27 protein-coding genes and 1 tRNA gene are annotated in these 23419 nt (G+C 53.9%); 9 read left to right on the forward strand and 19 right to left on the reverse strand.

Going from position 1 to position 23419, the window contains the following annotated elements:
- Both groEL and groES read right to left on the reverse strand, forming a co-directional pair.
- On the reverse strand, positions 1 to 729 hold a 729-nt coding region (gene groEL / locus VKV29_RS09155), incomplete at its 3' end, for a chaperonin GroEL (RefSeq protein WP_324201006.1).
- A 90-nt stretch (positions 730 to 819) separates the two neighbouring features.
- Positions 820 to 1110 (reverse strand): co-chaperone GroES, encoded by a 291-nt coding sequence (groES, locus tag VKV29_RS09160; RefSeq protein ID WP_016481917.1) that lies wholly within the window; start codon positions 1108 to 1110, stop codon positions 820 to 822.
- A gap of 295 nt (positions 1111 to 1405) precedes the next feature.
- On the opposite strand from groES, the gene dapF reads away from it, so the two are divergent.
- Positions 1406 to 2266, forward strand: coding sequence for a diaminopimelate epimerase (dapF, locus tag VKV29_RS09165; RefSeq protein ID WP_324201007.1), 861 nt, complete (start codon positions 1406 to 1408; stop codon positions 2264 to 2266).
- A 61-nt stretch (positions 2267 to 2327) separates the two neighbouring features.
- Here the strand turns inward: dapF and atpG are convergent, their stop codons facing one another.
- From atpG to VKV29_RS09225, 12 genes are all read right to left on the reverse strand, one after another.
- Positions 2328 to 3206 (reverse strand): ATP synthase F1 subunit gamma, encoded by an 879-nt coding sequence (gene atpG / locus VKV29_RS09170; RefSeq protein WP_324201008.1) that lies wholly within the window; start codon positions 3204 to 3206, stop codon positions 2328 to 2330.
- A gap of 9 nt (positions 3207 to 3215) precedes the next feature.
- On the reverse strand, positions 3216 to 5651 hold the full coding sequence (locus VKV29_RS09175) for a Gfo/Idh/MocA family oxidoreductase (protein ID WP_324201009.1): 2436 nt from the start codon (positions 5649 to 5651) through the stop codon (positions 3216 to 3218).
- Between the two features lie 86 nt (positions 5652 to 5737).
- Positions 5738 to 7444 carry a F0F1 ATP synthase subunit alpha gene (gene atpA / locus VKV29_RS09180; RefSeq protein WP_343217357.1) on the reverse strand — a complete coding sequence of 569 codons (1707 nt, stop codon included), beginning with the start codon at positions 7442 to 7444 and terminating at the stop codon, positions 5738 to 5740.
- 53 nt (positions 7445 to 7497) lie between these two features.
- Positions 7498 to 8046, reverse strand: a complete 549-nt coding sequence (atpH, locus tag VKV29_RS09185) for an ATP synthase F1 subunit delta (protein WP_324201011.1) — start codon at positions 8044 to 8046, stop codon at positions 7498 to 7500.
- On the reverse strand, positions 8047 to 8619 hold the full coding sequence (locus VKV29_RS09190) for an ATP synthase F0 subunit B (RefSeq protein ID WP_324201012.1): 573 nt from the start codon (positions 8617 to 8619) through the stop codon (positions 8047 to 8049).
- Between the two features lie 32 nt (positions 8620 to 8651).
- Entirely contained in the window at positions 8652 to 9176 is a 525-nt protein-coding gene (locus tag VKV29_RS09195) for an ATP synthase F0 subunit B (protein ID WP_324201013.1), read from the reverse strand.
- Between the two features lie 45 nt (positions 9177 to 9221).
- Complete coding sequence (gene atpE, locus VKV29_RS09200; RefSeq protein WP_016481909.1) at positions 9222 to 9506, reverse strand: ATP synthase F0 subunit C; 285 nt, start codon at positions 9504 to 9506, stop codon at positions 9222 to 9224.
- 62 nt (positions 9507 to 9568) lie between these two features.
- Complete coding sequence (gene atpB, locus VKV29_RS09205) at positions 9569 to 10447, reverse strand: F0F1 ATP synthase subunit A (protein WP_324201014.1); 879 nt, start codon at positions 10445 to 10447, stop codon at positions 9569 to 9571.
- A 34-nt stretch (positions 10448 to 10481) separates the two neighbouring features.
- On the reverse strand, positions 10482 to 10871 hold the full coding sequence (locus VKV29_RS09210) for a hypothetical protein (RefSeq protein ID WP_324201015.1): 390 nt from the start codon (positions 10869 to 10871) through the stop codon (positions 10482 to 10484).
- A gap of 122 nt (positions 10872 to 10993) precedes the next feature.
- Positions 10994 to 11398, reverse strand: a complete 405-nt coding sequence (locus VKV29_RS09215) for an AtpZ/AtpI family protein (RefSeq protein WP_324201016.1) — start codon at positions 11396 to 11398, stop codon at positions 10994 to 10996.
- Positions 11395 to 12795 carry an aspartate kinase gene (locus VKV29_RS09220; RefSeq protein WP_324201017.1) on the reverse strand — a complete coding sequence of 467 codons (1401 nt, stop codon included), beginning with the start codon at positions 12793 to 12795 and terminating at the stop codon, positions 11395 to 11397. Before VKV29_RS09220 ends, VKV29_RS09215 begins: the two co-directional genes overlap by 4 nt.
- Positions 12792 to 13379, reverse strand: a complete 588-nt coding sequence (locus VKV29_RS09225) for an ACT domain-containing protein (protein ID WP_324201018.1) — start codon at positions 13377 to 13379, stop codon at positions 12792 to 12794. The genes VKV29_RS09220 and VKV29_RS09225 overlap by 4 nt, the downstream gene beginning before the upstream one ends.
- A 141-nt stretch (positions 13380 to 13520) precedes the next feature.
- Here VKV29_RS09225 and msrA point away from each other — a divergent pair, with 141 nt between their 5' ends.
- From msrA to VKV29_RS09255, 6 genes are all read left to right on the forward strand, one after another.
- Entirely contained in the window at positions 13521 to 13997 is a 477-nt protein-coding gene (gene msrA, locus VKV29_RS09230; RefSeq protein ID WP_324201019.1) for a peptide-methionine (S)-S-oxide reductase MsrA, read from the forward strand.
- Between the two features lie 69 nt (positions 13998 to 14066).
- A tRNA-Ser gene (locus VKV29_RS09235) sits at positions 14067 to 14151 on the forward strand.
- A 76-nt stretch (positions 14152 to 14227) separates the two neighbouring features.
- Positions 14228 to 14725 carry a tetratricopeptide repeat protein gene (locus VKV29_RS09240; protein ID WP_324201020.1) on the forward strand — a complete coding sequence of 166 codons (498 nt, stop codon included), beginning with the start codon at positions 14228 to 14230 and terminating at the stop codon, positions 14723 to 14725.
- Between the two features lie 254 nt (positions 14726 to 14979).
- On the forward strand, positions 14980 to 15951 hold the full coding sequence (locus VKV29_RS09245) for an ABC transporter ATP-binding protein (RefSeq protein WP_324201021.1): 972 nt from the start codon (positions 14980 to 14982) through the stop codon (positions 15949 to 15951).
- Positions 15952 to 15955: 4 nt separating this feature from the next.
- Positions 15956 to 16729 carry an ABC transporter permease gene (locus tag VKV29_RS09250; RefSeq protein WP_324201022.1) on the forward strand — a complete coding sequence of 258 codons (774 nt, stop codon included), beginning with the start codon at positions 15956 to 15958 and terminating at the stop codon, positions 16727 to 16729.
- Positions 16730 to 16731: 2 nt separating this feature from the next.
- Entirely contained in the window at positions 16732 to 18282 is a 1551-nt protein-coding gene (locus tag VKV29_RS09255) for a hypothetical protein (RefSeq protein WP_324201023.1), read from the forward strand.
- A gap of 69 nt (positions 18283 to 18351) precedes the next feature.
- On the opposite strand, the gene VKV29_RS09260 is transcribed toward VKV29_RS09255, so the two are convergent.
- Genes VKV29_RS09260 through dps form a run of 4 tightly spaced genes read right to left on the reverse strand, consistent with a single transcriptional unit; the run spans position 18352 to position 20425 of the window.
- The gene (locus tag VKV29_RS09260; protein ID WP_324201024.1) at positions 18352 to 18789 is read right to left on the reverse strand and encodes a DoxX family protein; all 438 of its coding nucleotides are present in this window, start codon (positions 18787 to 18789) and stop codon (positions 18352 to 18354) included.
- A gap of 15 nt (positions 18790 to 18804) precedes the next feature.
- Positions 18805 to 19422, reverse strand: coding sequence for an NAD(P)H:quinone oxidoreductase (wrbA, locus tag VKV29_RS09265; protein ID WP_324201025.1), 618 nt, complete (start codon positions 19420 to 19422; stop codon positions 18805 to 18807).
- 48 nt (positions 19423 to 19470) lie between these two features.
- Positions 19471 to 19923 carry a MarR family transcriptional regulator gene (locus VKV29_RS09270; RefSeq protein WP_324201026.1) on the reverse strand — a complete coding sequence of 151 codons (453 nt, stop codon included), beginning with the start codon at positions 19921 to 19923 and terminating at the stop codon, positions 19471 to 19473.
- 13 nt (positions 19924 to 19936) lie between these two features.
- On the reverse strand, positions 19937 to 20425 hold the full coding sequence (dps, locus tag VKV29_RS09275) for a DNA starvation/stationary phase protection protein Dps (protein ID WP_324201027.1): 489 nt from the start codon (positions 20423 to 20425) through the stop codon (positions 19937 to 19939).
- A 134-nt stretch (positions 20426 to 20559) separates the two neighbouring features.
- Between dps and VKV29_RS09280 the strand changes: the two genes are divergently transcribed.
- On the forward strand, positions 20560 to 21207 hold the full coding sequence (locus VKV29_RS09280) for an SGNH/GDSL hydrolase family protein (protein WP_324201028.1): 648 nt from the start codon (positions 20560 to 20562) through the stop codon (positions 21205 to 21207).
- A 156-nt stretch (positions 21208 to 21363) separates the two neighbouring features.
- Here VKV29_RS09280 and VKV29_RS09285 read toward each other — a convergent pair whose 3' ends face one another.
- Positions 21364 to 22557, reverse strand: a complete 1194-nt coding sequence (locus VKV29_RS09285; protein ID WP_324201029.1) for a cofactor-independent phosphoglycerate mutase — start codon at positions 22555 to 22557, stop codon at positions 21364 to 21366.
- 184 nt (positions 22558 to 22741) lie between these two features.
- Here VKV29_RS09285 and VKV29_RS09290 point away from each other — a divergent pair.
- On the forward strand, positions 22742 to 23419 hold a 678-nt coding region (locus VKV29_RS09290; protein WP_324201030.1), incomplete at its 3' end, for a sugar phosphate isomerase/epimerase.

A 23419-nucleotide genomic window follows, 5' to 3' on the forward strand; every position in this document is an offset into this window, starting at 1 on the left:
CTGCTGCGCGATCTTCTCCAGCAAGGGGATGAGATCGGTTGCGGAGCTAATCTTTTTCTCATAGATGAGGATGTAGGGATTTTCGAGGACGGCCTCCATACGCTCGGTGTCGGTGACGAAGTAAGGGGAGATGTAGCCCTTATCGAACTGCATGCCGTCTACGAACTCGGTGTAGGTTTGAAGGCTTCGGCTCTCTTCTACGGTAATCACTCCATCTTGCCCTACACGCTCGATGGCATCTGCGACGAGTTGGCCGATCTCCGCATCGTTCCCGGCGATAGCGGCGACACTGGCGACCTTGGCCTTATCTCCGCGTACTTCCACGGCGAGCTTCTTCAGCTCTTCCACGGCGCGCTCCACAGCGCGCTCAATGCCGTGCTTGACTTGCAGGGGGTTACCGCCGGCTGCTACATAGCGAAGGCCTTCCTTGAGGATGGCTTGAGCCAACACAGTGGCGGTGGTGGTTCCATCGCCAGCCACGTCGTTGGTTTTGCTGGCGACCTCTTTTACCAGTTGCGCCCCCATGTTCTCATAGGGGTCTTCCAATTCAATCTCTTTTGCGACGGTGACGCCATCTTTGGTGATGGTGGGGGAACCCCATTTTTTATCGAGAACCACATTTCGGCCTTTGGGGCCAAGAGTTACTTTTACGGCGTTAGCAACGGCCTCGGCGCCTCTTTCGAGGGCACGACGAGCCTCTTCATCATACAATAGCATTTTGGCTGCCATAGCTTCTTTTCTCCTTACGATAGGTTTCGGAAATGGATACAGACAATTTCTCGTGTTGTATGCAACGACAGTACGGTTAAGCCCTACGTCCTACCCCTCGATGATTGCGAAGACCTGGTCTTCATCGAGGAGGACGTAATCTTGGCCATCAATAGTAACTTCGGTGCCGCCATATTTGGCATAGAGGACGGTATCCCCCACCTTAACGGACATGGGTTTGATCTCGCCGTTTTCGAGGATACGCCCGTTTCCTACGGCCACCACTTTGCCTTCTTGAGGCTTTTTCTTCGCGGTATCGGGTAAGAGAATACCGCCGGGAGTCTTCTCTTCTTCCTCACTCGGTTTCACGACCACTTTGTCACCCAAAGGACGCAGACCCATTTTGTGTCTCCTTTCTTGGTATTGGCCTAGAAGGGGAGGGAGTTCCTGTTAGCGCTCTCCACCTTCGAGTGCTAACAAAGAATACTCGATAGGGCGGATTTTTGTCAAGATTCTGCCGCTTGCATGTTGATGGAGCAAGAAAGTAGCCATTTACCGTACTATGCTTGCTGAGAGGAGATTCAGTGTGTTCTAAAGACTATCTCATGTAAGGTATTCTATATATCCCTCTAGCTACGTGCTCTGTCCTCTAGATGGGGGTATGCTTGGGATTGCACCATGAGGTGAGGTTGCCATCGTGGCCGAGAAGATTGCCTTTACAAAGATGCATGGCGTCGGGAACGATTTCGTGGTCGTGGATGGGAGGGATGCAAACGACCGCGATTGGTCAGCGCTTGCTATCGAAATGTGCGATCGTCATACGGGCATCGGTGCGGATGGTCTCATTATTCTAGAGCGAACGCTTTTCGCCGATCTCATGATGCGGATGTACAACCCCGATGGCACGCCGGATGTTTGCGGCAATGGTCTGCGGTGTGTGGCCCGATATGCTGCGGAAGAGGGAATAGTAAGTAAAGACATCCTTTTTATCGGTACTCTAGCCGGAGTGCGCCGGGCCGAGTTGCATCGAGACGCAGAAGGACAGATCGCGTCGGTCACCGTTAGCATGGGGCTGCCACAGTTTGAGCCGGCTTCTATTCCCATGCATGTAGCCCAAGAACCGGTGATAGATTTTCCTCTTGATGTGACGCCGACAGAGACCCTACTTATCACAGCACTTTCAACCGGCACGACCCATGCCGTTACGTTTGTGTCGGAGCTGCCAGACGATGAGCGCTTTTTTACCATCAGTCCTCTAGTGGAGAAACACCCGCTTTTCCCGGAGCGTACCTCGCTAATGTGGTGTGTTTTAGACGCGCCCAATGTGGTTTCGATGCGCATTTGGGAGCGTGGGGCAGGAGAGACCTGGGGATGCGGGACAGGTGCTTGTGCGGCAGCGGTAGCGGCAGTGCTTAAAAACTGTGCCTCGCCCGATGCGCCCATAACCGTGCGGAGCAAAGGGGGTGAGCTAATCGTACGCTGGCGGCCTGGTGGTGAGATCGAGATGACCGGCCCCGCAGAGCGTGTTTATCGCGGCTGGTATCCTCTTTGCCGATAAATTCGCAAATATTTCATGATGGAGGGGGAAGCGATGTCTCTTTCCCCCTCCATTCAAACGGTTAACCTTTTAAGGCCTCTGCACCCCCAACGATCTCAGATATCTCACGAGTGATGTTGGCTTGGCGCGCGCGGTTGAGTTGTAAAGTGAGGGTTTGAATCATTTTGCCTGCATTATCGGTTGCGGCACTCATGGCGGTCATGCGGGCACCATGCTCGCTGGCGGTCGATTCGAGGAGGCACTGATAGATTTGTCCATCAATGTAGCGGGGTAGAAGCGCGCTGAGAATCTCGTTGGCGGATGGCTCAAAGATGTAGTCATCATAATACTGGGGGGCCTCCGTCGTTTCCTCAGGTTTCTCAGGGGGCTGGATGGGAAGAAGTTGGAGATCGGTGGGGCGGGTGGTGATGGCGGTATAGAAGCGTGTATAGAGTAGGTAGAGCCGGTCGATCTCGCCGTGGAGGAAGGCTTCACGAACGACGCGGGCGATATCTTGAGCATCGGCAAAAGTAGCACCGGTTCCTGGAATGCTGAACTCCGCTGCGATCTGATAGCCACGCCGACGGAAGAACTGAATGCCTTTGCGCCCTACAAGGTAGAGCTTGACATGGGAGCGATCGTAGGGGCGTAGCAGTTCGGTGGCGCGACGGAGCATCGCGGAGTTATAGGAGCCGGCCAAACCTCTGTCTGAGGTGATGATGAGAAAGCCGACGTTCTCTAGCTCTCTCTGTTGCAGGAGCGGGTGATCTAAGAGTTCTCCTGCGGAGCTAGCAAGTCGCACCATCATATCACGCATAATCTCGGCATAAGGGCGAGCAGCCTGCACACGGTCTTGAGCACGCTTAAAACGGGCTGCTGCCACCATTTTCATGGCTTTGGTGATCTGCTGGATATTTTTTGCTGCCCGAATACGGGCACGAACTTGTCGAATAGTTGCCATCTTTGTCTTCTATCCGTTAGGATGTTGTTGAGATTTTCTTACAGCAGAAAGCAGTGTTTCTACGAGCGCATCATCGGCGGCCTGAGGGTCATTGGGATAGCGTTGGGCGATTGAATGAGCGAACTCGCGAAATTCGTCGAGATGGACGGCACGGCGCCCGTTCTTTTCGGAGAGATAGGCGGCTCCGACAACGGCGGAGCAATCGGCGCCGAATTGAGCGTCACAGAGCGGTGGGCGACCGGCGCGGATGCACTGTACCATATTGAGGATTTCGCCGTAGAAGGAGGACGGCCAAAACTGCCAGGTGGGGCCGGTAGCCTCGATACGCCGAACTTCTCGGTCATAGGCATCGGTTATGACGACATAGCGGCGTCCCTCTTGGGATGTGAAATAGAGACGGCCTGTTGTGCCGATGACCACGGTATCGGGTGAATCACGATGGCTCCACGACCCCTCAACGTGAGCGTTCGTCCAGGCACCGGTCTCTGCATCTTCAAAACGGATAAGAATGTGGGCGTCGTCATCTACGGTAACCGTTTGGTAGTGCCCATCTATAATTCGCAGCGGCATTCGGATCGCCATGCCAAAAGGCTCAACCGCCTTGACCACGGTGGGACGTTTCTTCAAGCCACTAAGAAACCATGCAGCCCCGATGGCGTGAATACCGTTATCGAGGAGGGAGCCACCGCCGCCGAATTCAGGATTCCAGAATTTTGGATTGCCTTCCGGCCCCCCGTGTGCTGTTGCGAGGAACATAAGCAATGGCTCGCCGATAGCTCCGGCGTGGATGAGTTTACTGGCCGTATAGTAGTCTGGGTCGAAGAGCCAGTTTTCGTTATGCTGGTAGAAGCGACCGGTGCGTTGAATGGTGGCGATGAGACGTTCACTTTCCAGCCAACTACGGCAGAGCGGTTTTTCACACATAACGTGAATGCCGGCTTCAAGTGCCTTGATGGCGAGGGGTACATGAAGAACGGGCTGGGTGCAGATGTCCACGAGATCGGGCTGGACCTCGCTGATGACCTCACCGATATCCGAGAAGAGACGAACCTCATCGAGGTCACGCATGAGGCGTTCGATAGCGTCGTCATCGTGGCGTTCACGCGCCCGTTCGATCTGTTCCGCGGTAAGATTTTGAAGTCGGTGATAGGCCTGCTGAAGTGCATTCGAATCTGGATCGCACAGGGCGACGAGTTTGGCCTGTGGAATAAGCGGATAGCAGGGCAGGTGGGCACCACGAAAGATGCCGCCAGTACCGATAGCGGCGACGCGAACGCGATAGGAGGGATCGTAACCAACCGGTTTTGGGGTTGGTTGCGTGACCGGGTAGAAGGCGACCTCTTCTTTTGGCTGTTCCTCTCTCTCAAGGGTTATCGTCTCGCTGTACGATTCGGCAGGTGCAGTTGGGGCTTCGACCGTGGCGGTCTCTTCCATAACGATGGGGTGGGATGTCTCTGCATCTTGGCTTTCGATAGTAGCTTGAGATACTTCCTCTAGTTCTTCTTCAACGGGGAAGGAGACGACTTCTAAGGTTTCGGTGGAGGCGGTGGTTGACGTTGTATAGTCCCATGGGGATGTGGAAGGTTGAGCGACTTGCTCATCTACGGCGGGAGCGGGAGTCGATTCTTCTTGTGCTGACTGATGAGAGAGCAGGGCCTCCATCTCTTCTGGAGTGATGCCGGTTACAGTCGGTGTAGGTTGGGCGGTCTCTTCGGGTGTAGACGGGGCAGACGGTGGCTCCTCAACGGGTGGGGGAGTTTCAAAGGTCATCGGCTGCTCAGAAACGGCCGGCTCTGCTTCAGTGGAGGCGGTTGTTAGAGGAGATGGTGTTGCTTGCACCGGTTCTGCGGATGGGGTCGCAGGGGTTTCGGTGGTGGAAAGTCCCAATCGGCGCTCGAGATCGGAAAGCAACTGCTCTGCAGATTGGGCAGGACTGGGTGCTTGAGGTGGGGTGCCGGTGACCTCCTGCCGAGCTGCCGCTTCGGACTGTAGGCCTTCGATTTTGCCGCTAGCCCTTTGGAACATCTCTTCGGCTTCGCTTCTGCCGGAGCCTGGCTGTTGGTTTTCCACTAAAGTGGTATAGCCCATAGCGAGACGCGCCTGCAGGTCGCGTAGCATGAGATTAAGGCGAGCTTCCTCTGCCGGGCGTTGGGCTTTAAGTGTTTCGGCTTCGACCTCCGCTTTTGCAAGACTGTCTTTAAGCATTTGAAGTTCTTTTTCAAGAGTGGCGATCTCCTCTCGCAGTTCATTAGCAACGGATTGATCCTGCAGTTTGTTGGCCTGGACGAGCTTTTCTTTTCGCATGGCGAGGTCGCGCTCGCGCTTCGTTACCTCCTCTTGCAGGCGATTGCGCTGCATGATGGCCGTAACTACTCGTTCCCGTAGCTGTTCGATCGCGCGTTTTGTCTGTTCGATAGCCTCTTGTAGAGATGTCTCCGGGTCCATAGAAAACCTCCTTGTAAGCGATCTCCCTTAGCGTTTTAGGCTAAAGGAGATCGCGAAAAACCCTCAACCAACTTTTCAGCGCAGCCTTAGGGTTGGAACTGGGCTTTAAAGGCCTGAATAGCTTTATTTAGTTCTGCTTCTGTGGTCTCATCCAAATCTTTGGTGAGTCGGATTTTTTCAAGGATGTCGGGATAGTTCTTTTCCATGAAGGGATGGAACTCCGCCTCAAATTTGCTCACTGCGTTTATGGGAATATCATCGAGATAGCCGTTGTTGCCGGCGTAGATGATGGTGACCTGTTTTTCCACAGGCATGGGTTGGAACTGCGGTTGCTTAAGGATTTCGATGAGTCGTGAACCCCGCTCGAGCTGGTCACGGGTCACCTTATCGAGATCGGAGGCGAACTGGGCGAACGCTTGGACCTCTCGGAACTGGGCAAGATCAAGTCGAAGTCGGCCTGCTACTTTGCTGCTTTTCATGGCCGGAATTTGTGCTGAGCGTCCTACACGAGATACCGAGATACCCACGTTAATAGCAGGGCGCACGCCGGCAAAGAAGAGGTCTGGTTCGAGGAATATCTGTCCATCCGTAATGGAGATGACGTTGGTAGGGATGTAGGCAGAGACGTCGGAGGCCAGTGTTTCGATGATGGGCAGCGCCGTGAGACTTCCGCCGGTGCCGGGCTTTTTACGAACTTCGAGGGAATCGGCGTTCGGCATGGCGGCAAGGTCTTTTTTGGCCTCGCTTAGCCCATGACTGCCCTCGTAAAGTTTACCGTTGATGCCTTCTGTTGTTTCTGCCGGGGCAGTTTTATCTACGATGATATAGTCCTCGCGAATTTTTGCGGCCCGTTCAAGGAGTCGGCTGTGTAGATAGAAGATGTCACCGGGGTAGGCTTCACGTCCGGGGGGCCGCCGGAGAAGCAGGGAGACTTGGCGGTAGGCGACGGCATGTTTGGAGAGGTCGTCATAGATGACGACGGCGTGTTGTCCTTTATCGCGGAAATACTCTCCAATGGTACAGCCGGTGTAGGGGGCGATGTACTGCATCGGAGCCGGGTCGGAGGCGTTTGCGGCCACAATGATAGTGTAGTCCATGGCACCGGCGGCTTCAAGGGTACGGCGGACATTTTCAACGGTGGAGGCCTTCTGGCCGATAGCGACATAGATGCAGATAACGTCGCCGCCCTTTTGGTTGATGATGGTATCGAGGGCGATGGCAGTTTTTCCGATACCGCGGTCACCGATGATCAGTTCCCGTTGTCCGCGCCCGATAGGCACGAGCGCATCTATGGCTTTGAGGCCCGTTTGCAGCGGCTCTTTTACGGGTTGGCGCTCCACAACGCCCGGAGCGCGAGCTTCGATATAGGCATATCGCGTAGCTGTGATGGGGCCTTTGCCATCGAGGGGGTCGCCTAGGGCGCTTACTACGCGGCCTAGCAGGCCTTCGCCCACGGGCACCTCGATAATGCGGTTCGTACGTCGAACCGTTGTGCCCTCAAAAATCTGTTCGCAGGGTCCTAGAATAATGGCACCCACGTTATCTTCTTCAAGGTTGAGGGCAATCGCGCGAATAACGGCGCCGTTTTCGTCCACGATGGGGTTGCCCTTTTCATCGAGGAACTCCAACAGCTCTGACACCATGCAGCCTTGCAGGCCGTAGATGCGTGCGATGCCGTCTCCTACCTGGAGAACGGTTCCAGAATCATAGGTTGCAATTTCACGTTTTGTGGTTTCGAGCAACTCCCGCTCGAGTATTGAAGTTATCTCTTCTGGTCGAATGGCCATCGTTATCTCTATCTCCAGCGCAACGTCGTATTTTGACGCTTCGGGTATTTCGGTGCGAACTAAGCTTTTTGTAGGAAGCGCTCGCGTAATCTCTCGAGGCTGCCGCGCACACTTCCATCAATGATGGTATCTTGAAGCCGAATGACGACTCCTCCAAGGATTTCCGGATCTAGTCTTACGCGCAGTTCTACATTGGCTCCCGTGCGTTTTTGCAGGCTTTCTCGCAGAGCCTGTTCTTCATCGGGGGTGGGCGGCACGGCGAAGACAGCCTCTGCGCGAAGCAGATGCCGCGCCTGATCGACAAGGCGCCTAAAATCGGTATAGATATATTCTAACAGTTCTTCACGGCGTTTGTTGATAAGTAGGTTTAGGAACCCGATGGTGATCGGGTTTAGCCTATCGGCGAAGGTTTTCTCGATGAGGGCGCTTTTTTTAGGAGCCGGCACAAGGGGGCTGAGCCAAAACTCTTTGAGTACCGGTGTATCATGAAGGGCTGTTAGTAGCTCATCGAGTTCATGCTCCACAACGTCGAGAACGCCTTCTTTTTTGGCAGCATGAAAGAGCGCTGCGGCGTAGCGTCGTGCTGCACGCACATCACGGGTTGCCATTTAGGATTCTCCTCCACCATGGGCGAGGCTATTACGATTTACAGGGTTATAGCCGTTAAGACTGCTCTGGGCAAGTTGATGGATGAAATCGCTCACGAGCTTATGTTGTGTTTCTTCGGAGGCCATAGTGCGGATGGCGTTTTCCGCCGCATCGAGGACGATTTGAACGATCTGTTGGCGCATCAGAATTTGGTGGTAGGCACGCTCCCGCTCGACCTCTTGTTGGGCGCGTTGTAGGATGCCTTGCGCCGTCTGTTGCGCTTCGGCTATGATTTGGGCAGAGAGCGCTTCGGCTTCGCGCACGGCCTGTTCAACACGAGCACGGTGCTCCTCTTCAATGTGCGCGAGGCGCTGCACGTATTCATCGTGTATGGCTTGGGCTTCGGCGAGAAGGGCATCGGCCTGTTTGTCGGCCTGTTCGATGCGTTCCATTCGCGCTTTTAGCAGGTCGCGCGCTAGCGGGTAGGCATACTTATATGCCAGCCACAGCAAGATGAGAAAGCCCAAAATAAGCGCTGGAAACGCATCGGGCTGTTCTATTTTAAACGGTCCGAGGCCAACCTCAGGAATCACGTTCACAACTCCGTAGAAAAAGATTCATTGATTCACCGCTCATTGGTCACATTAACCGGGGCTGTTGCCTGCGCCACATGAGCTTCAATCGAGCGCCGCAGCTCTCCTTTAGGGTAGAGGGAACCCAAGGCGTGGTCGGCAACATCGGTTGCCATGGCGATCATCTGCTCTTTGAGTGCCTGAAGGGTCGCCTCTCGCTCCCGCTCGATGCTCTCGCGACCCTTAAGCAGCACCTGTTCAGCTTGGGCGCGCGCCTCTTTGATCAGGCGTTCCCTTTCCCCTTGCGCTTTTTTTACCGCCTCTTGAATATGGGCGCGAGCTTCGGCATCCACGAGGGCGATACGCTGCTGATAATCGGCACGTAGGCGCTCCATCTCGCGTTGAAGTTCCTCTCTGCGTTGATAACGGGCTTCGAGGTCTTCGGTGCGTTTTTCCATATCTTGCAGGAAGGGCCGCCAGAATACCCTGGTCAGTATCTGCAGAAGCAGTAGAAAGATCAGTATCTGTATGCCGAAGTAGACTGGGTTAAATTTTATGGCTTGCTCGATCTGTAGCATCTGTGCTCTCCTTCGGCTCCCAGAAACTTCTGGGAGCCGAAAAGACTATTTGCTTACCTGCGTGCTCTGGATGGTTTGCAGCACCTGATTGGTATTGGGTAGGCGGGAGCCGAGAAAGATGAAGACGAGCACAAGGGCAAAGAGCACAAGTGACTCGATGAAGGCAAGACCGATGATCATGTTGATAAGGAGTTGGCCTGCCATACCGGGCTGCCGTGCCATCGACTCAAGCCCTGATGCTACCGCACGTCCTTGTCCGATACCGGCTCCGATAACCGCGATCGGGACTGCAAGTCCGGCCGCAATTGCAAGTGCAGCGAAATAGATCATGTTCTTCTGAAACCCTTTCTGTCGTAATGTTTGGTTTGTTTAAATTGGTTATATAGAGACGATTAGTGCGCATGTGCGAGCGCTTGTTCCGATTCCTCTTCTTCCATCTCCTCTTCATGGGTCATAAGGGCGAGATAGATGCAGGCGAGTACCATGAAGACCAGAGCCTGTACGAAGTCGGTGAGATAGGCCAAGAGGAGTACCGGAAACTGCAGCGGAAACCAGCCAAGCATTTTGAGGCCGATCATGGTGAAGAGGCTGGCGAAGACAAGGATGATGACATCCTCGCCGAAGATATTACCGAAAAGGCGGACGGAGAGTGTGATCGGCTTAAATAGCTCGGAGATAACCTCGATGACAAACAGGAGCGGCTTAAGGAAGATGGCCATTGCGAGGGGTAGAGGGGGGCCGGAGAAGTGTTTAATGTAGCCGAACAGCCCACGTGCGCGTATTCCCTCCCACTGAACATAGCAGAATACGGTGAGACCGAGGGCAAAGGTGTAGGTGAGGTTGCTGGTAGGTGCATGGAAACCTGGGATGTCGCCGAGAACGTTCATGACGAAGATAAAGAGGAAGAGCGTTCCGGCGAAGGGAACATACTTTCTGCCGTGGTGCCCCATAAGTTCCACGACGAATCGATCAATGGTTTCGACGATGAACTCGCCGATATTTTGAAGGCCACGTGGCACTTTTTGAAGGTTGCGTCGGGAAAGGAACGCGAAAAGGAGGAGGAGCAGGGCGGCGAGCACGGCATTCTCAAGCAGCAGGGTAGGGTCGGGTATATCTCCGATCTGCGGTTTTTCGGAGGTCTGTTCGGCATGTTGAGAGATGGGAGTATCTGTAGAAGCAGCAGGAGCACCACCTGCCTGTGCGATCTGGATAGGCGGATGACCCCTATGCGCGCGACCGATTTGTTCTGTTGATTGGAGACTGCTCGGCATGAAAACCTTTCTTCCTCTAATATTGAACTAGCTCTTAAGTTTGTTGGGTTCTTTGCGACACCGTTTTTAGGACGATATGGATGAGGGAGAGAAGCACGCAGAGAATGCCCCCGATACCACCTAAAGCCAATGGGTAGGAACCACCGTAGAAGTGCATAAGCAGCAGTATTCCTCCCACATAAACAGGTAGACGAAAGAGGAGGGCTGCTCCCATAATACGACCGACACGAGACGACGAATTCGTATGGAAACAGCGTAGGGATGCGCGTTCAAGACCGTAAAGGCCAAAAAGCGCCAGCCCTGACCCCATAACGAAGCCGGCTGCAGCCGCATCACTATGGAGGGCGATAAGCCCAAAGGCCGCAATCCCTGCACAGAGACCGCTTTGTTTGATGGTTTGAAAGATCAGTCGGTTATCTAGCATTTCGCGGCTCCGTTATGGAGACCTCCCTTTTCGATACGACGGTTTCACTTAGCCTGCTTGCAGTGCGGCTAATATTATAGCACATCAAGCTTGGATTTCTGTCTGCGATAGGATGCACGAAACTACTTTTTTAGCCTCCGTAGAATATCCATTACCGACGCAAGCCCGGCGAAGAAGCCGACGATGCATCCGATGCCTGCGAGATAGGCCACGGGGTGATGGAGCTTGCCATCGAGCCAGAAACCTACGAGGGCAAACACCACCATCGGGCCTATGAGGCTTGTTGCTACCGTAGCGGCCATAACGACTTTTGAATAGGTACGCGTGGCGCTATCGGCGCTATCGGTGCTAAACCCGAAGAGACTGCTGGTTGTTGAAGAGGGTTTTTTAGGCTGCCAAGTCGGTTTTTCCACTTTTTGCAGTCGAGGTACCTCCGGCAACTGCGGAGAAGAAGGGACCTCGGGCAGAGTCGGTAATGGAGACGACTCGGTGTCTTCAGGTGGGTAGTCCTCATCTTCAGATTTCATGGGAGTGCCTCGGTTGGTTTAGATGCCTTCTCACACAGCTCGGCATGGAGGAGGCGAACGGCTCTTTCAACCTCGCTTTCAGGGATAAGACAGGAGACCGACATTTCGGAATCGGCCGTTTGGTAGACGGCGATTCCGGCCTTTGTTAGTAGTGAGTATATCCGGGCCATAACGCCTGGCATGGTGCGATGCCCACTGGTAATGACAGACACCATCGTGCAGCTTTCGATGACACTGGCATCCACATCTATAATGTGCACGTATTGTTCTAGGGGACGAAGCAGGGGACGCTGCACGCTATAGGCAAGATCCAGCCCCTCGGAGAATTTAAAGATATAGAAGGCTGCAAGGCGCCCAGTTTCATCCGGCCGTTCAAAAGTGATGGGCACCACCATACCGTCGAGCAGATCGCGGGCGATGGGATAGACTTTACGCTCGACGGCGAAGGAGAGCGAGCGATTGCTGAAGGTAACAAGATAGATAGAAACACCGGCACGTGCCATCATGCGGTAGACTTCGCGCTCGATAAGTGGTTTGTACTCGGTCTCTCCGATCTCTAAGCGGATGTAGACGATTTTTCCGGTATGGGTAATGCCGGTGATGCGTGGATAGGTCGTTTCAGAGGCTTGGCGTCCCACGATGCGCGTTCCAGGGGCATCGGAGAAGGTTGATTTCACCCATAGGGGGATATTATAGTCCATCGCAATCTCTGCAGCGCGTGGATGAACGACCTTGGCTCCTTGATGAGCGATCTCGGCGACCTCCTCATAGGAGCAGACGTCAAGGGTACGCGCTGTGGGAACGATGTCGGGGTCGGCCGTTTTCACGCCATCTACATCGGTATATATCTCAACGGCTTCGGCGCACAAAGCGGCACCGAGCGCGGAGGCGGTGGTGTCGCTGCCTCCACGACCGAGGGTGGTGATGGCCCCATGTTCGTGGCTATCTTCCGGCTCGGTGGTTCCTTGGAAGCCGCAGACCACGGGAATGTAACCCTGTTCGAGCAAGCGCAGGATGTATTGGGGGCGTATTTCGCGGATACGGGCATCGCCGAACTGCGGGTCGGTGATGATGCCGGCTTGCCCACCGGAGAGTGCGATGGATTTATAGCCGAACGTTTGGAGGGTGTGGGCGAACACCACTGTGGAGATGATCTCACCGCAGGCCATAATCATATCGAGTTCGCGCGGGGCCGGCGGCACTTGCGGGTCAATGCTTTTGAGAAACTGCACAAGAGTATCGGTGGCGTAAGGAGCGCCGGCACGCCCTATCGCCGAGACGACGACAACGGGATGATATCCGGCCTCTCGCGCTTTGATGACCTTGCGAACGGCCATCTCTCGGTGCTCTTTGGTATCTACGGAGGTGCCTCCGAATTTTTGGACGAGGATTTTCATGATGGCAGCTCTTGAATGGGTAGATGCTCTTCGTGGACGGCGCTCTTATCAAGATGAAAAGCCTTGCAAAGCTGCTCGATGGCGGCGGGAACTCGATGGGCCTCAATGAGACACTGCACGGTATCGTGCGAATCTCCGGCCTCATAGATGCGTGCGCCAGCTTCGTAGAGGGCATCGGCTATATCCACCATGATGCCTGCCATCTCTCTCATGGAAGAGGCCACGACGGTCACCATAGCGAGGTCTCTCCGGGTGGAGACATCATAGCCTTCTGCCTGCAGCACCTCCGCAGCGCGTTCAAGGTAGACTCCGGCGAGCGCAAAGGTGACGGAAGAGCGATGGAGTTTAATGAGAAAGAGGGGGATGCCGGCTTTGGCCACGGTGTTGAACAGGTTTTGGATGGCGTCGGTACGCGAATCCCCCGCGGGAACGCGGACTACGGCATGGGCCACGTCGCGCAAGACACGGAGTGCATAGACCCCACGTTCGCGCTCGTAGAACACATCACGTGCGCGAGAGGATGCCTGCGAAGTTGGAGCAGCAGATTGATCCATGGTAATGGCGTCAGCAGTGACTTTGTGCATAATTTCACTAATAAGTATAGCACTCCGTTGTTGGCGGTGTCAACGGTGCGAACTTATTCTTTTTCACTGTCGTGATTCTAAGGGAACGGATGGGTAGTAGATTACGTTCTAAGGTATAGAACATTCTTGGAGGTAACCAAAATGGCCACAGAGAAAGCGATGTTTGGTGCCGGGTGTTTTTGGGGGGTCGAGGCGACCTTTCGCGAGGTGCCTGGTGTCGTAAATACAACAGTAGGGTATGCCGGAGGGCACACAAAGAACCCGACCTATGAGGAGGTTTGCACAGACCTCACGGGCCATGCCGAGGTGGTTTTAGTGGAGTACGATCCGGAGAAAGTAAGCTATGAGCAGTTGCTTGAGGTGTTTTGGAACTGCCACGACCCCACACAGCTTAACCGACAAGGGCCAGATGTGGGAACCCAGTACCGCTCGGTGATTTTCGCCTTTACTCCGGAGCAGCGGGAGGCGGCAGAGGCCTCACGAGAGCGTCTTGAGCGTTCTGGCAGGTTTTCTAGGCCAATTGTCACACAAATTTTACCTGCACCGGAGTTTTACCCTGCGGAGGAGTACCACCAGCGCTATTTGGAGAAGCGCGGGTTACGCTCTTGTCACATGTAGCTTTTTGTTGCCAAATGCAGTGAGGCCGACTTGACGAAAATCAGTGTTCTGAGTTATCTTAAGAAGACTGGAGAGGTGGCCGAGTGGTTGAAGGCGCCTGTCTTGAAAACAGGTTACCCGCAAGGGTACGCAGGTTCGAATCCTGTCCTCTCCGTATTCGTCTTAGAGAAGCCCGAGTGGGCGACTCCGTTTCGCGTGGTTAATGCTTTGACAGCGCTGGAGGGTACTGGTTGAGCCAACACGAGGATGCTAAGGAGGGTTTTTGGCGCGCTTATGCGCTTTGCAGTGCCGGGAGTTGGCGTGAGGCCCTCACGATGGTAGAAGAGGTGCTCAACCAAGAGGGTGTGCCTACAGAGGCATGGTGGCTTCGTGCTGGGCTGATGCGAGGCGTTTATGGCGATTTCGACCCGTGCGTTCTTTCCGCTTACTATGAAGCGTTATTGCGTGAGCCTAGTAACCTTTATGCACGCGTGGAGCGTGCCGATATTTTGCGTAGTTTAGGTAAAACCGAGCAGGCTTGTGCAGAATATGAATCGGTAATGGCTCTCACGGAGGAGGAGGCCTTACGTTACGAGGTGGCGTTTAAACTTGGCTGTGTGTATTGGGCGTTGAATAGGCCCCATGAGGCTTTGTCGGCTTTTCACATAGTGTTAGAGCATGACCCGACAAACGCAGAGGCGCGAGAGTTATGCGATAGGTTAGCGGGAGAGTTAGGCTTAGGGGATTAGTTTGGAGCTTGTGTTTGTACAATGTGGGCTAAGTCAAAAATGTTTGTGACGAAATTTGTGTGAAAGTACGTAAATAAGACGGGGGAGTATGGCACTTCTCGTATTTTTGAGGTTGTGCACTGCCCCACGAGGATGGTAAGGTATAATACGCCGAATTTTGGTGGTTTCAGTAGGAGACCGCCATTTGTACTTCGTTATCATTACCCAAACACAAATAACAACTCCGTCGCGTGCGGAGGGAGGAATTCTAACCTATGACCACTGCGATCTCGATCCGAGGTCTCACCAAAAAGTACATTGACGTTTGGCAGAGGCAGGAGGTTGTGGCCGTAAACAATCTCGACCTCGATGTGGAAGAGGGAGAGATATTCGGTTTTCTCGGCCGCAACGGTGCCGGCAAAACCACAACCATCAAGATGTTGCTCGGTCTCATTTTTCCCACGGCGGGGGATGCGGTGATCCTCGGTAAACCGATGGGAGACAATTCGGTGAAGCATCTGATCTCCTATCTTCCCGAAGAGACCTACTTCTACGAGTCGATGACCGGCTGGGACTTGATGGACTTTTATGGGAGGCTGTTTCGCATTCCCCAGCCGGAGAGAAAGCGCCGGATACAGATATGTCTTGAGAAGGTGCGTTTGCAACCGGAGGCATGGCATCGTGCGATTCGAGGCTACTCGAAAGGGATGCGTCAGCGCATCGGCATTGCGCAAGCGCTGATCAACGATCCGCAACTACTCTTCCTCGATGAACCGACTTCGGGCCTCGACCCGATTGCTCATGCGGAGTTGCGAGATATCGTGGCCAGTCTGAAGGATGAGGGCAAGACGGTTTTTCTCTCTTCGCATCAGTTAGCCGACGTGGAGATGATCTGTACCCGTGTTGCCATCATTCATCGCGGCAAGCTATTAACGACCGGTACCATCAAAGAGTTGGTGGAGGGAGAGCGCACCGAGATCACCGTTCGTGGCAAGGAGTTGGCGAATGGTCTAATCGATCGGTTGCGTCCGATTGCCACCAGTATAGAACCCATAGGCAACGATACTCTAAAGCTATCGAGCAACGATCCAGAGCGTGTATCAACGCTTATTGATTTGGTACGAGGCGCAAAGGGACAGGTTATCTCTGTGATGCCTCATCGCCGAACCTTAGAGGAGGTCTTTGTGGAAACAGTACGTAAAGAAGAGTTGGCTTCAGCCGGAGCCGCTCAGGAAGAGGGAGTCTGAACGAATGTTTGCTGCTATTTATGCGATCGCTCATCAGACAGTTCGCGAGGCCTTACGGCGGCGTGTAATGTGGATATTCCTTGTTACCGGAATTTTCCTCATCGCCATGGGGCCGGTATTCGGTTTTCTCAGTCCACGGGATAGTCAAACCGTGTTACGGAGCCTTGGTTTGGCGGCGATTCTTTTGGCGGGGCTTTTTACCACAATCGTCACCTGCATCTATCTTATCCCCATCGAGATAGAGCGTAGGACGATCTATACGGTGTTATCAAAGCCGGTTCAGCGCTTTGAGTTCGTTTTAGGGAAGTTCCTCGGTGGTTTTGCTGTGGTGTTTATTAACATTGCCGCCATGGGGATCGTCTTTTTGGCCATGCTCCGCATGCAAGAGCATCAGATACCGCCGGAGATGGTTCGGGGGGTTATCTTCACCTTTTTCCAGATGATGCTCTTGGCAGCCCTCACCATTTTCTTTTCCACCTTTGCCACACCGGTGGTCAACTTCTTCCTTTCCTTCGGTATCTTCCTGGTGGGGAATTTAAGTTCGGTCACGGATACCCTAACGACTTCGCACAACAAGATATCCCAAATTGTTGGTCTGGCTATTCACTACCTGCTTCCACAATTCGGCAACTTCAATGTGCAAAACCAGCTCATCCATCCCGAAGAAGATATCGTTAATATGTCGGTCTACATGCGTAATAATATCGCCTACGCGCTTCTCTATTCGGCCGTTTTGCTTGCATTGGCGGTCTTCATCTTCGACCGGCGTGAGGTGTAGCTATGGCTGTGGCAACAGAGAAGCGACCGGCGAAAATTATTCCGGCAGACGTACAGCGCCGCGGTAGAGGCTTAATTGCCTTTATTGTGGTGCTGTTGATGTTGGCGGGAATCGTACAGCATTCGGCCGTTGATCCCTACCGCAAGCAGCTCGATAAGACGGAACGCAACGAGGCCCTAGCCCTTGGAGGCCTCAATAGTGAGTTCCTATTGCTGCCTTTGTTAGGGTTCCGTGAGGCAGCGGCCGGTCTGCTATGGGTTCGTTGTGACGAGTTCTTTCATAGTGGGGATTACGATGCCATTTTGCCTCTGGTGCGCATCATCACCTGGCTCGATCCTCACGCCGCCAACGTTTATGTGACCGGGGCATGGCACATGGCGTATAACTTTACCGACTCTACCGGAGAACGTTCTGATAGACGCTACATCGCGCCCTCAGAGGCTCTGCTCAACGAGGGCATTCGCAACAACCCTCGCATCTATGACGTGAAGTTTGAGAAAGGGTGGGAGAATTTCGATAAGATTAAGAACTACGCCATGGCCGCAGAGGCCTTTCAAGATGCCATTAACACACCGGCGAATAAAGAGGTTGATGCGGACGACTATCCCTATGGGGCTCCGTTAAAGGTATGGCATATTCTTGCGCACACCTATGAGCGAATGGGGCGTATTCCCGACGCGATTGCCGTTTGGAATCAGGCGATACAGATCAGCACGCAGCGTTTGAAGCAGCGCGGAGGTCGAACAAAGGACTTTGCCGACTTCGAGCTTCACCAAGCGGAGCTGCACAATCGCGCCGAGGACTATCAGCGATATTTCGACCGATATACCAGCATAAACCACGATCATGTGAACACATCGCCTTATCCGGGGGTGGAGTGGCCTTTCGGAGGCAGCAGCAAGCCCGGACCTTGGGACGTTAGCTTCTCGGCGACCGTGACGGTAAAAAGACCGAAGGTTCTCGATATCAAAGGCTATTTCAATGCTGCCGATGGCGCCCGAATTGATGTGCTGTTGGAGGACTGGGACTACAAGCCACACATTGTGAGCAACACCACCACCGCCTTTGCGGTTGACCCAAACCAGACGATCATGATGGATTCCATCGCTGTGCGCAAAGCAGAGTTCGAGCGTGAGATTGATATGAGCAAAGACCCAAAGATGTACAGCTTTGCGCATGAGTATTATCGCTTGGTGCTGAGCTATGACCCGCGCACGACGGCCCCACACCTTCAAGATCGTTTCGGATGGAATGGAGAGGGGATGACGGATAGTGATGCGGCTCATGTAGTGGTAGATAACACGCCCGAAATGTTGGGCACGAAGATGATAGATGGCTTCGGGGGTACGGGGCCCAACTGGGATGGAAGAACTATTCCGGTTTGGGATGGACATACGCCTCCTAAGGATATCTATCCGCCTTCTCAGCCTCGGCGGCTCATCATGATCACCTACAAGCTATCGCGGGATCAAATCTTAGGCCTGCAGCCCATCACGGATAAAGACATCGTGCCCAATCAGATTATGCCGTTGGGGCCGGGGCAAGAGCCGTAGGGATTTCGGCACCAGAAAGTTGCAGGGAGCCTCTTTAGAGGCTCCCTGATTTTTTGGGCTATGCTGGTGCTAGTGCGATTGCGAGGCCTGCTTTGCACGAAACCACTCCACAAGGGAGATAGGGCCGGCGCCTCGGATGAGAATGGCTACGCCTATGAGGAGTAGGGTGAGTGCATACTCATAGCCGTTCTTGCTGATGTCGAAGCCGTTGTGCCAGTGTACAAGGACAATGGCTCCGAGCATGATGATGCTTGTAACAGCCCCACCAAGGCGAGCGAGCACGCCGGTGAGCATGGCAAGCCCACTGCCAAGTTGACCGCATCCCACGAGAAAGGCGATAGGAACCGGTAGGTGGGTAAATTCGGCGAACTTCTGAATGCCGGGGCCGCCGATAATCCCCAGAATATGTGTTCCGTGATAGAGAAAGGCAGCGGCAGACGCTAGGCGAATAGATAACAGGGCAAACGCCTCCTGTTTGTCTGTGCGAGCAAGGGTATTCCACTGCATTATGGCATTGCCTTTCTAACTGTCCTTCGCCGCTTTCAAGGCGCGAGCGACCTGCGTTACCCTTCTGCCTTGGAAACGTGCGGCGGCAAGGGCATTTTCGCCTGGCGGATTGCCTTGGGGACCGGAGATGTGCGTGGCTCCATAAGGTGTGCCTCCTTGGAACATGACGGGGTCGGCGTAGCCGGTTGGCACAATGATTAGCCCAAGATGGGCCATGAAGTTGTACATACTGAGGTTGGTGCTTTCGTTGCCGCCATGGGTGGTTTGGGTGGAATTGAAGGCGCTGCCAACCTTGCCGTTCAGTTTGCCCTGGAACCAAAGCCCTCCGAGGCTATCCACGAACGCTTTGAGTTCGGCTGAGACATTTCCGAAGCGGGTGGGAGTGCCAAAGACAATGGCGTCGGCCCACTCCATGTCGGCCTCCGTTGGCGCCTCATACAGGGCGTACATACGGTCGCGATTTTCTGCCCAACCGGGTACTTTTTGAATGATCTCTTCCGGCACAAAATCTCGCACTCGGCGAATGCGCACTTCAGCCCCTTCTGCGCGTGCTCCTTCCGCGACGGCAAGAGCCAGTTTTTCCGTGGAGCCGTTACGAGAATAGAATACAATCAATACATTTGGTGCAGCCACTGCTTATTTTCACTCCTTTCGATGATATTCTAGGCATCTGAGATAGAACTAGGGAAGGTTTTGAAGTTTTTCGGCTGCGGCAAGTCCCAGGCGCTTGAGCAGTCGGATAGCTTCCTCTTGCTCGGCAGCGCTCAGCGGGTTCATCGCCTGACGTATGATCTGTGCGTGAAGAGGGAAAAGATGTTCTATAAGTTGCCTGCCCTCCGGAGTTAGCTGAGCGTAGCGTTTGCGTTTGTCCCGAGGGCAAAGACTACAGCAGACAAACTCTTTAGCGATAAGCCGATTTATCACATAGGTGAAGCTACCCGATTTCAGCAGGACTTTCTGGGCAATTTCGCCTAATGAGAGCGGCCCTTTGTAATAGAGCACTTCCAGAACTCCGAATTCACTGGTACTTAAGCGTCGCTTCCGCAGATGGTGATGTGTCAAGCTGATGATGCTGTTATGACAGCGAGCGAGAACAACAAAAAGCTTAAGCGCGCGTTCGGTATCGGAGTCCATAGGCAAGCTGAACTTACTTTTCGGCCTGCAGATGAGCTTCTACGAACCAGGTGTACTTGTCTATACCGCGGGATATCTCCGTAAAGATGTCGGCCGTGTCCTTGTCACCAAGGCCATCGCAAACATCTATGGCACGACGTACGAGATGGCCATAGGCGCCAAGTGCGCTTGCAAGGGCTTCTACATGTTCTCGCCCGGTTGTGATGCTAAGAGGATATTCGTAGAGGGAAGATTTTTCTGCAGCAATGCGGGCGGTACCTAGGGCGACACCACCGAGTTGTACGGCACGTTCGGCAAGGAGATCGGCGTAGTCTTCAACGGATTCGGCCACATCGTCGAAAAGTTCATGGAGCGCGATAAAGGAGGGGCCTTTTACATTCCAGTGTGCCTGCTTAGTTTGGGTGTAAAGGTCTATGGCATCGGCGAGCCGGGCGTTAAGAAGTTCAATGATCTGTTCTCTGGTTGTCTGTGGCAGGTCATTGTGAGTCGGATAGAGTTCCATCGGAAAAACCTCCGTGAAAATTATCTTGAATTCAAGATAGTCGGCGTTCGTATGGGTTTACGCTTTGCACGGGCAGGAAGTTGCAGCTTCCATGTAGGAATAACAGGAACAACAACGTTGCTAGGAGGTTGCCTATGAAAATAGAAGCAGGACAAACGCTGCTTATGATCGGAGATTCGATTACCGATGCCGGTCGTGCGCGCCCGGTGGGGGAGCGCGCCTTTGGAGGACTGGGGCAAGGTTACGTCTGTTATATGGATGCCCTGCTTGGGGCCGTCTATCCCGAGAGGCAGATTCGGGTGGTCAACATGGGGGTTAGTGGCAACACGGTGCGCGATCTAAAAGCGCGATGGCAGAGCGATGTTCTCGAATTGAAGCCCGACTGGCTTTCGATTATGATTGGGATCAACGATGTATGGCGCCAGTTCGACGCGCCTTTAAACCCTACCCTCCATGTTTACCCCGATGAGTATGAAGAGACACTTGATAAGCTTGTTCTACAAACCAAGCCTTTGCTGCGTGGGCTGGTGCTTATGACTCCCTTTTACATCGAGCCGAATCGGGAAGATGCAATGCGTGCCATGATGGATAGTTATGGGGCTATTGTGCGAGGCATCGCGGAAAAGCACGGTGCTTACTTTGTGGATACGCAGGCGGCTTTCGATGAGGTGATGCGCTACTTCTATCCGGCCTCGATCGCGTGGGATAGGGTTCACCCCAACCCCCTAGGGCATATGGTGCTTGCAAGGGCGTTTTTACGGGCAGTGGACTTTCGTTGGTAGGGCAGAGAGGTCATAGGACAATGCGTGGCTTAAGCCGGCCCCAAAAAGAGAGGTACCTGTAGGGGTAGGTCTTGTGCCTAATCTTTAGCAGACCGCACGGCTCATCGTCTCGTGGCGTAGTGCCATCCTAGAGTTTAGGGACTTGTATCAAGGTGGCTAGGCATCATCGAAGAGCAGATGGATGAGTTTCCATCCCTCTTTGATATGGATAGAGGCTTGGGTAAGTGCGCTTTCGTCGAACATGGTGAGGTTAGGTGGTTGGGACGGCCGTTGAGAATCGAAGAAGAGGAAGGGGACAGGGCCTTTTGCGTGTCCACGTGTAGAGATAGGGGTTTTGTGATCCGGGGCGCACAAGAGGCGAAACGGTTCATTTCCTCGAAGCCCTTCCACGAGAGTGCCAACGATCAAACGGTCGAAGTTTTCTATAGCCCGTATCTTCTCTTCAACATTTGCCTGGTGGCCGGCCTCATCTGGCGCTTCAAGGTGAACCCAAACGAAGTCATGGCGTTGAAGCGCCGCGAGGGCGTAGCGGCCTTTGGCGGCGTAGTCGGTATCGAAGTAGCCGGTCGCGCCGGGCACGTTTACCACTTCGAGGCCGGCCAGGCGTCCGAGACCTCTGATGACATCTACCGCGGCTATCACGGCGCCGGTAGTACCATGGAGATGGGAAAAGGGTGTTAGTTCGGGAGCCCTACCGGGGCTCCAAGGCCAGAGCATGTTAGCGGGTGGTTTGCCTTGGGCACGACGTTGTTGATTAAAGGGGTGATTATCTAACAAAGCATAAGATTCCTCGATGAACCGTTGAAGCTGTTCCGCCCCTTCGCCTTTTGGATAGATTTCCTGGAGTGGCTTGCCCATATTTTCATGTGGGAGGGCTGTTTGTGCGTGGGCAGGGCCATTTTTCCAGACCAGAATATGCCGATAGCTTACTCCCGGGTAGAGGCGACGGAAAGAGGTAGCGAGGCGTTCGTTAACCCATTCAATAAGGGGGCGCGCCTCTTCGGTGGTGATGTGGCCGGCGCTGTAGTCCACGAGCTGCTCTCCGTCAGTAGAGATGAGCGAACAGCGAAAGGCCACATCCTCCGGACCGAGAAGAATCCCCATAGCAGCGGCCTCGATGGGGCCTCGACCGGTATAGTAATGTTTGGGGTCATAACCCAGCAAGGCCATATTAGCCGCATCGCTACCGGGGTACATATCGGGAGGAGTCACTTGGACGGTGCCTACCAGGCCAGCACGAGCAAGCTCATCGAGGTAGGGGGTGTTTGCCACCTGTAATGGGGTGCGGTGATTGAGTACCTCTAGCGGTTCGTCCGCAGCGCCGTCGGGAACAAGCAATATGCGTTTCATGCCCTAAGTATACCACGCGGCTACGTTGAGGAACCCCGCTGGCAGGAGCCTCCGTAGAAACTTCACAAAGCAGGGAATCGAGAAGGGGCAGGAATCTTCTAGCAGAGGAACGTATATTCTCGCATAACCGAAACGAAGTGGACTAAACGCGAGTCTCTCTATTAAGAAAAGGAAAGAAAAAACTATGGAACTAGGATGCAGTACGTTGCTATATGGTGGTTTCCCCGTCGAGGTCGCTTTGGAGCACATCTCGCGGGCAGGGTACCGGGCTATTGAGCTGGCGGCAATACCTGGCATGGGAGATCATCTTTCGCAGGAGGTCTACCAATCTCCGACGTTGCTCAAGGAGCTAAGTCGCAAAATTGCCGACAGTGGTTTAACTCTGGAGTCGATTGGGGCGAGCACAAATCTCCTGAACCCTGATGCTCGACAACGTTTTATTCGTCTCATGGAGGTGGGTGGTGTTTTAGGAGCGCCGGCCATCACCACCGGTTCCGGTGGCGTTTCTGATGATGAGGAATCGTTCAAAACAGTGGTAAATTTGCTAAATGAGCTATCGCGTGTGGTACGGGAGACCGGCGTAAAGATCAGTATCAAGCCACATGTGAACTGTGCGGTCTACTCCACGCGCACAGCTTTGCGGCTTATGGAACATGTAGACCCGAACTACATCGGTTTGAATGTGGATGCCTCGCATCTTTGGCGCACACCGGAGCAGGAAAACCCTGAGGAGACGATTCCCTCGCTATTACCCTACCTTTGTACAGCCCGCATTCGCGACACGAAAGGACGTGAGAAGCCGATCGGCTCGGTGGAAGACCAGATACCCGGCGGAGGGGCGATGAATTTACCGGCGATTATC

It is taken from the genome of Chthonomonas sp., from assembly GCF_035294165.1.
In the GTDB taxonomy this organism is placed as follows: domain Bacteria; phylum Armatimonadota; class Chthonomonadetes; order Chthonomonadales; family Chthonomonadaceae; genus Chthonomonas.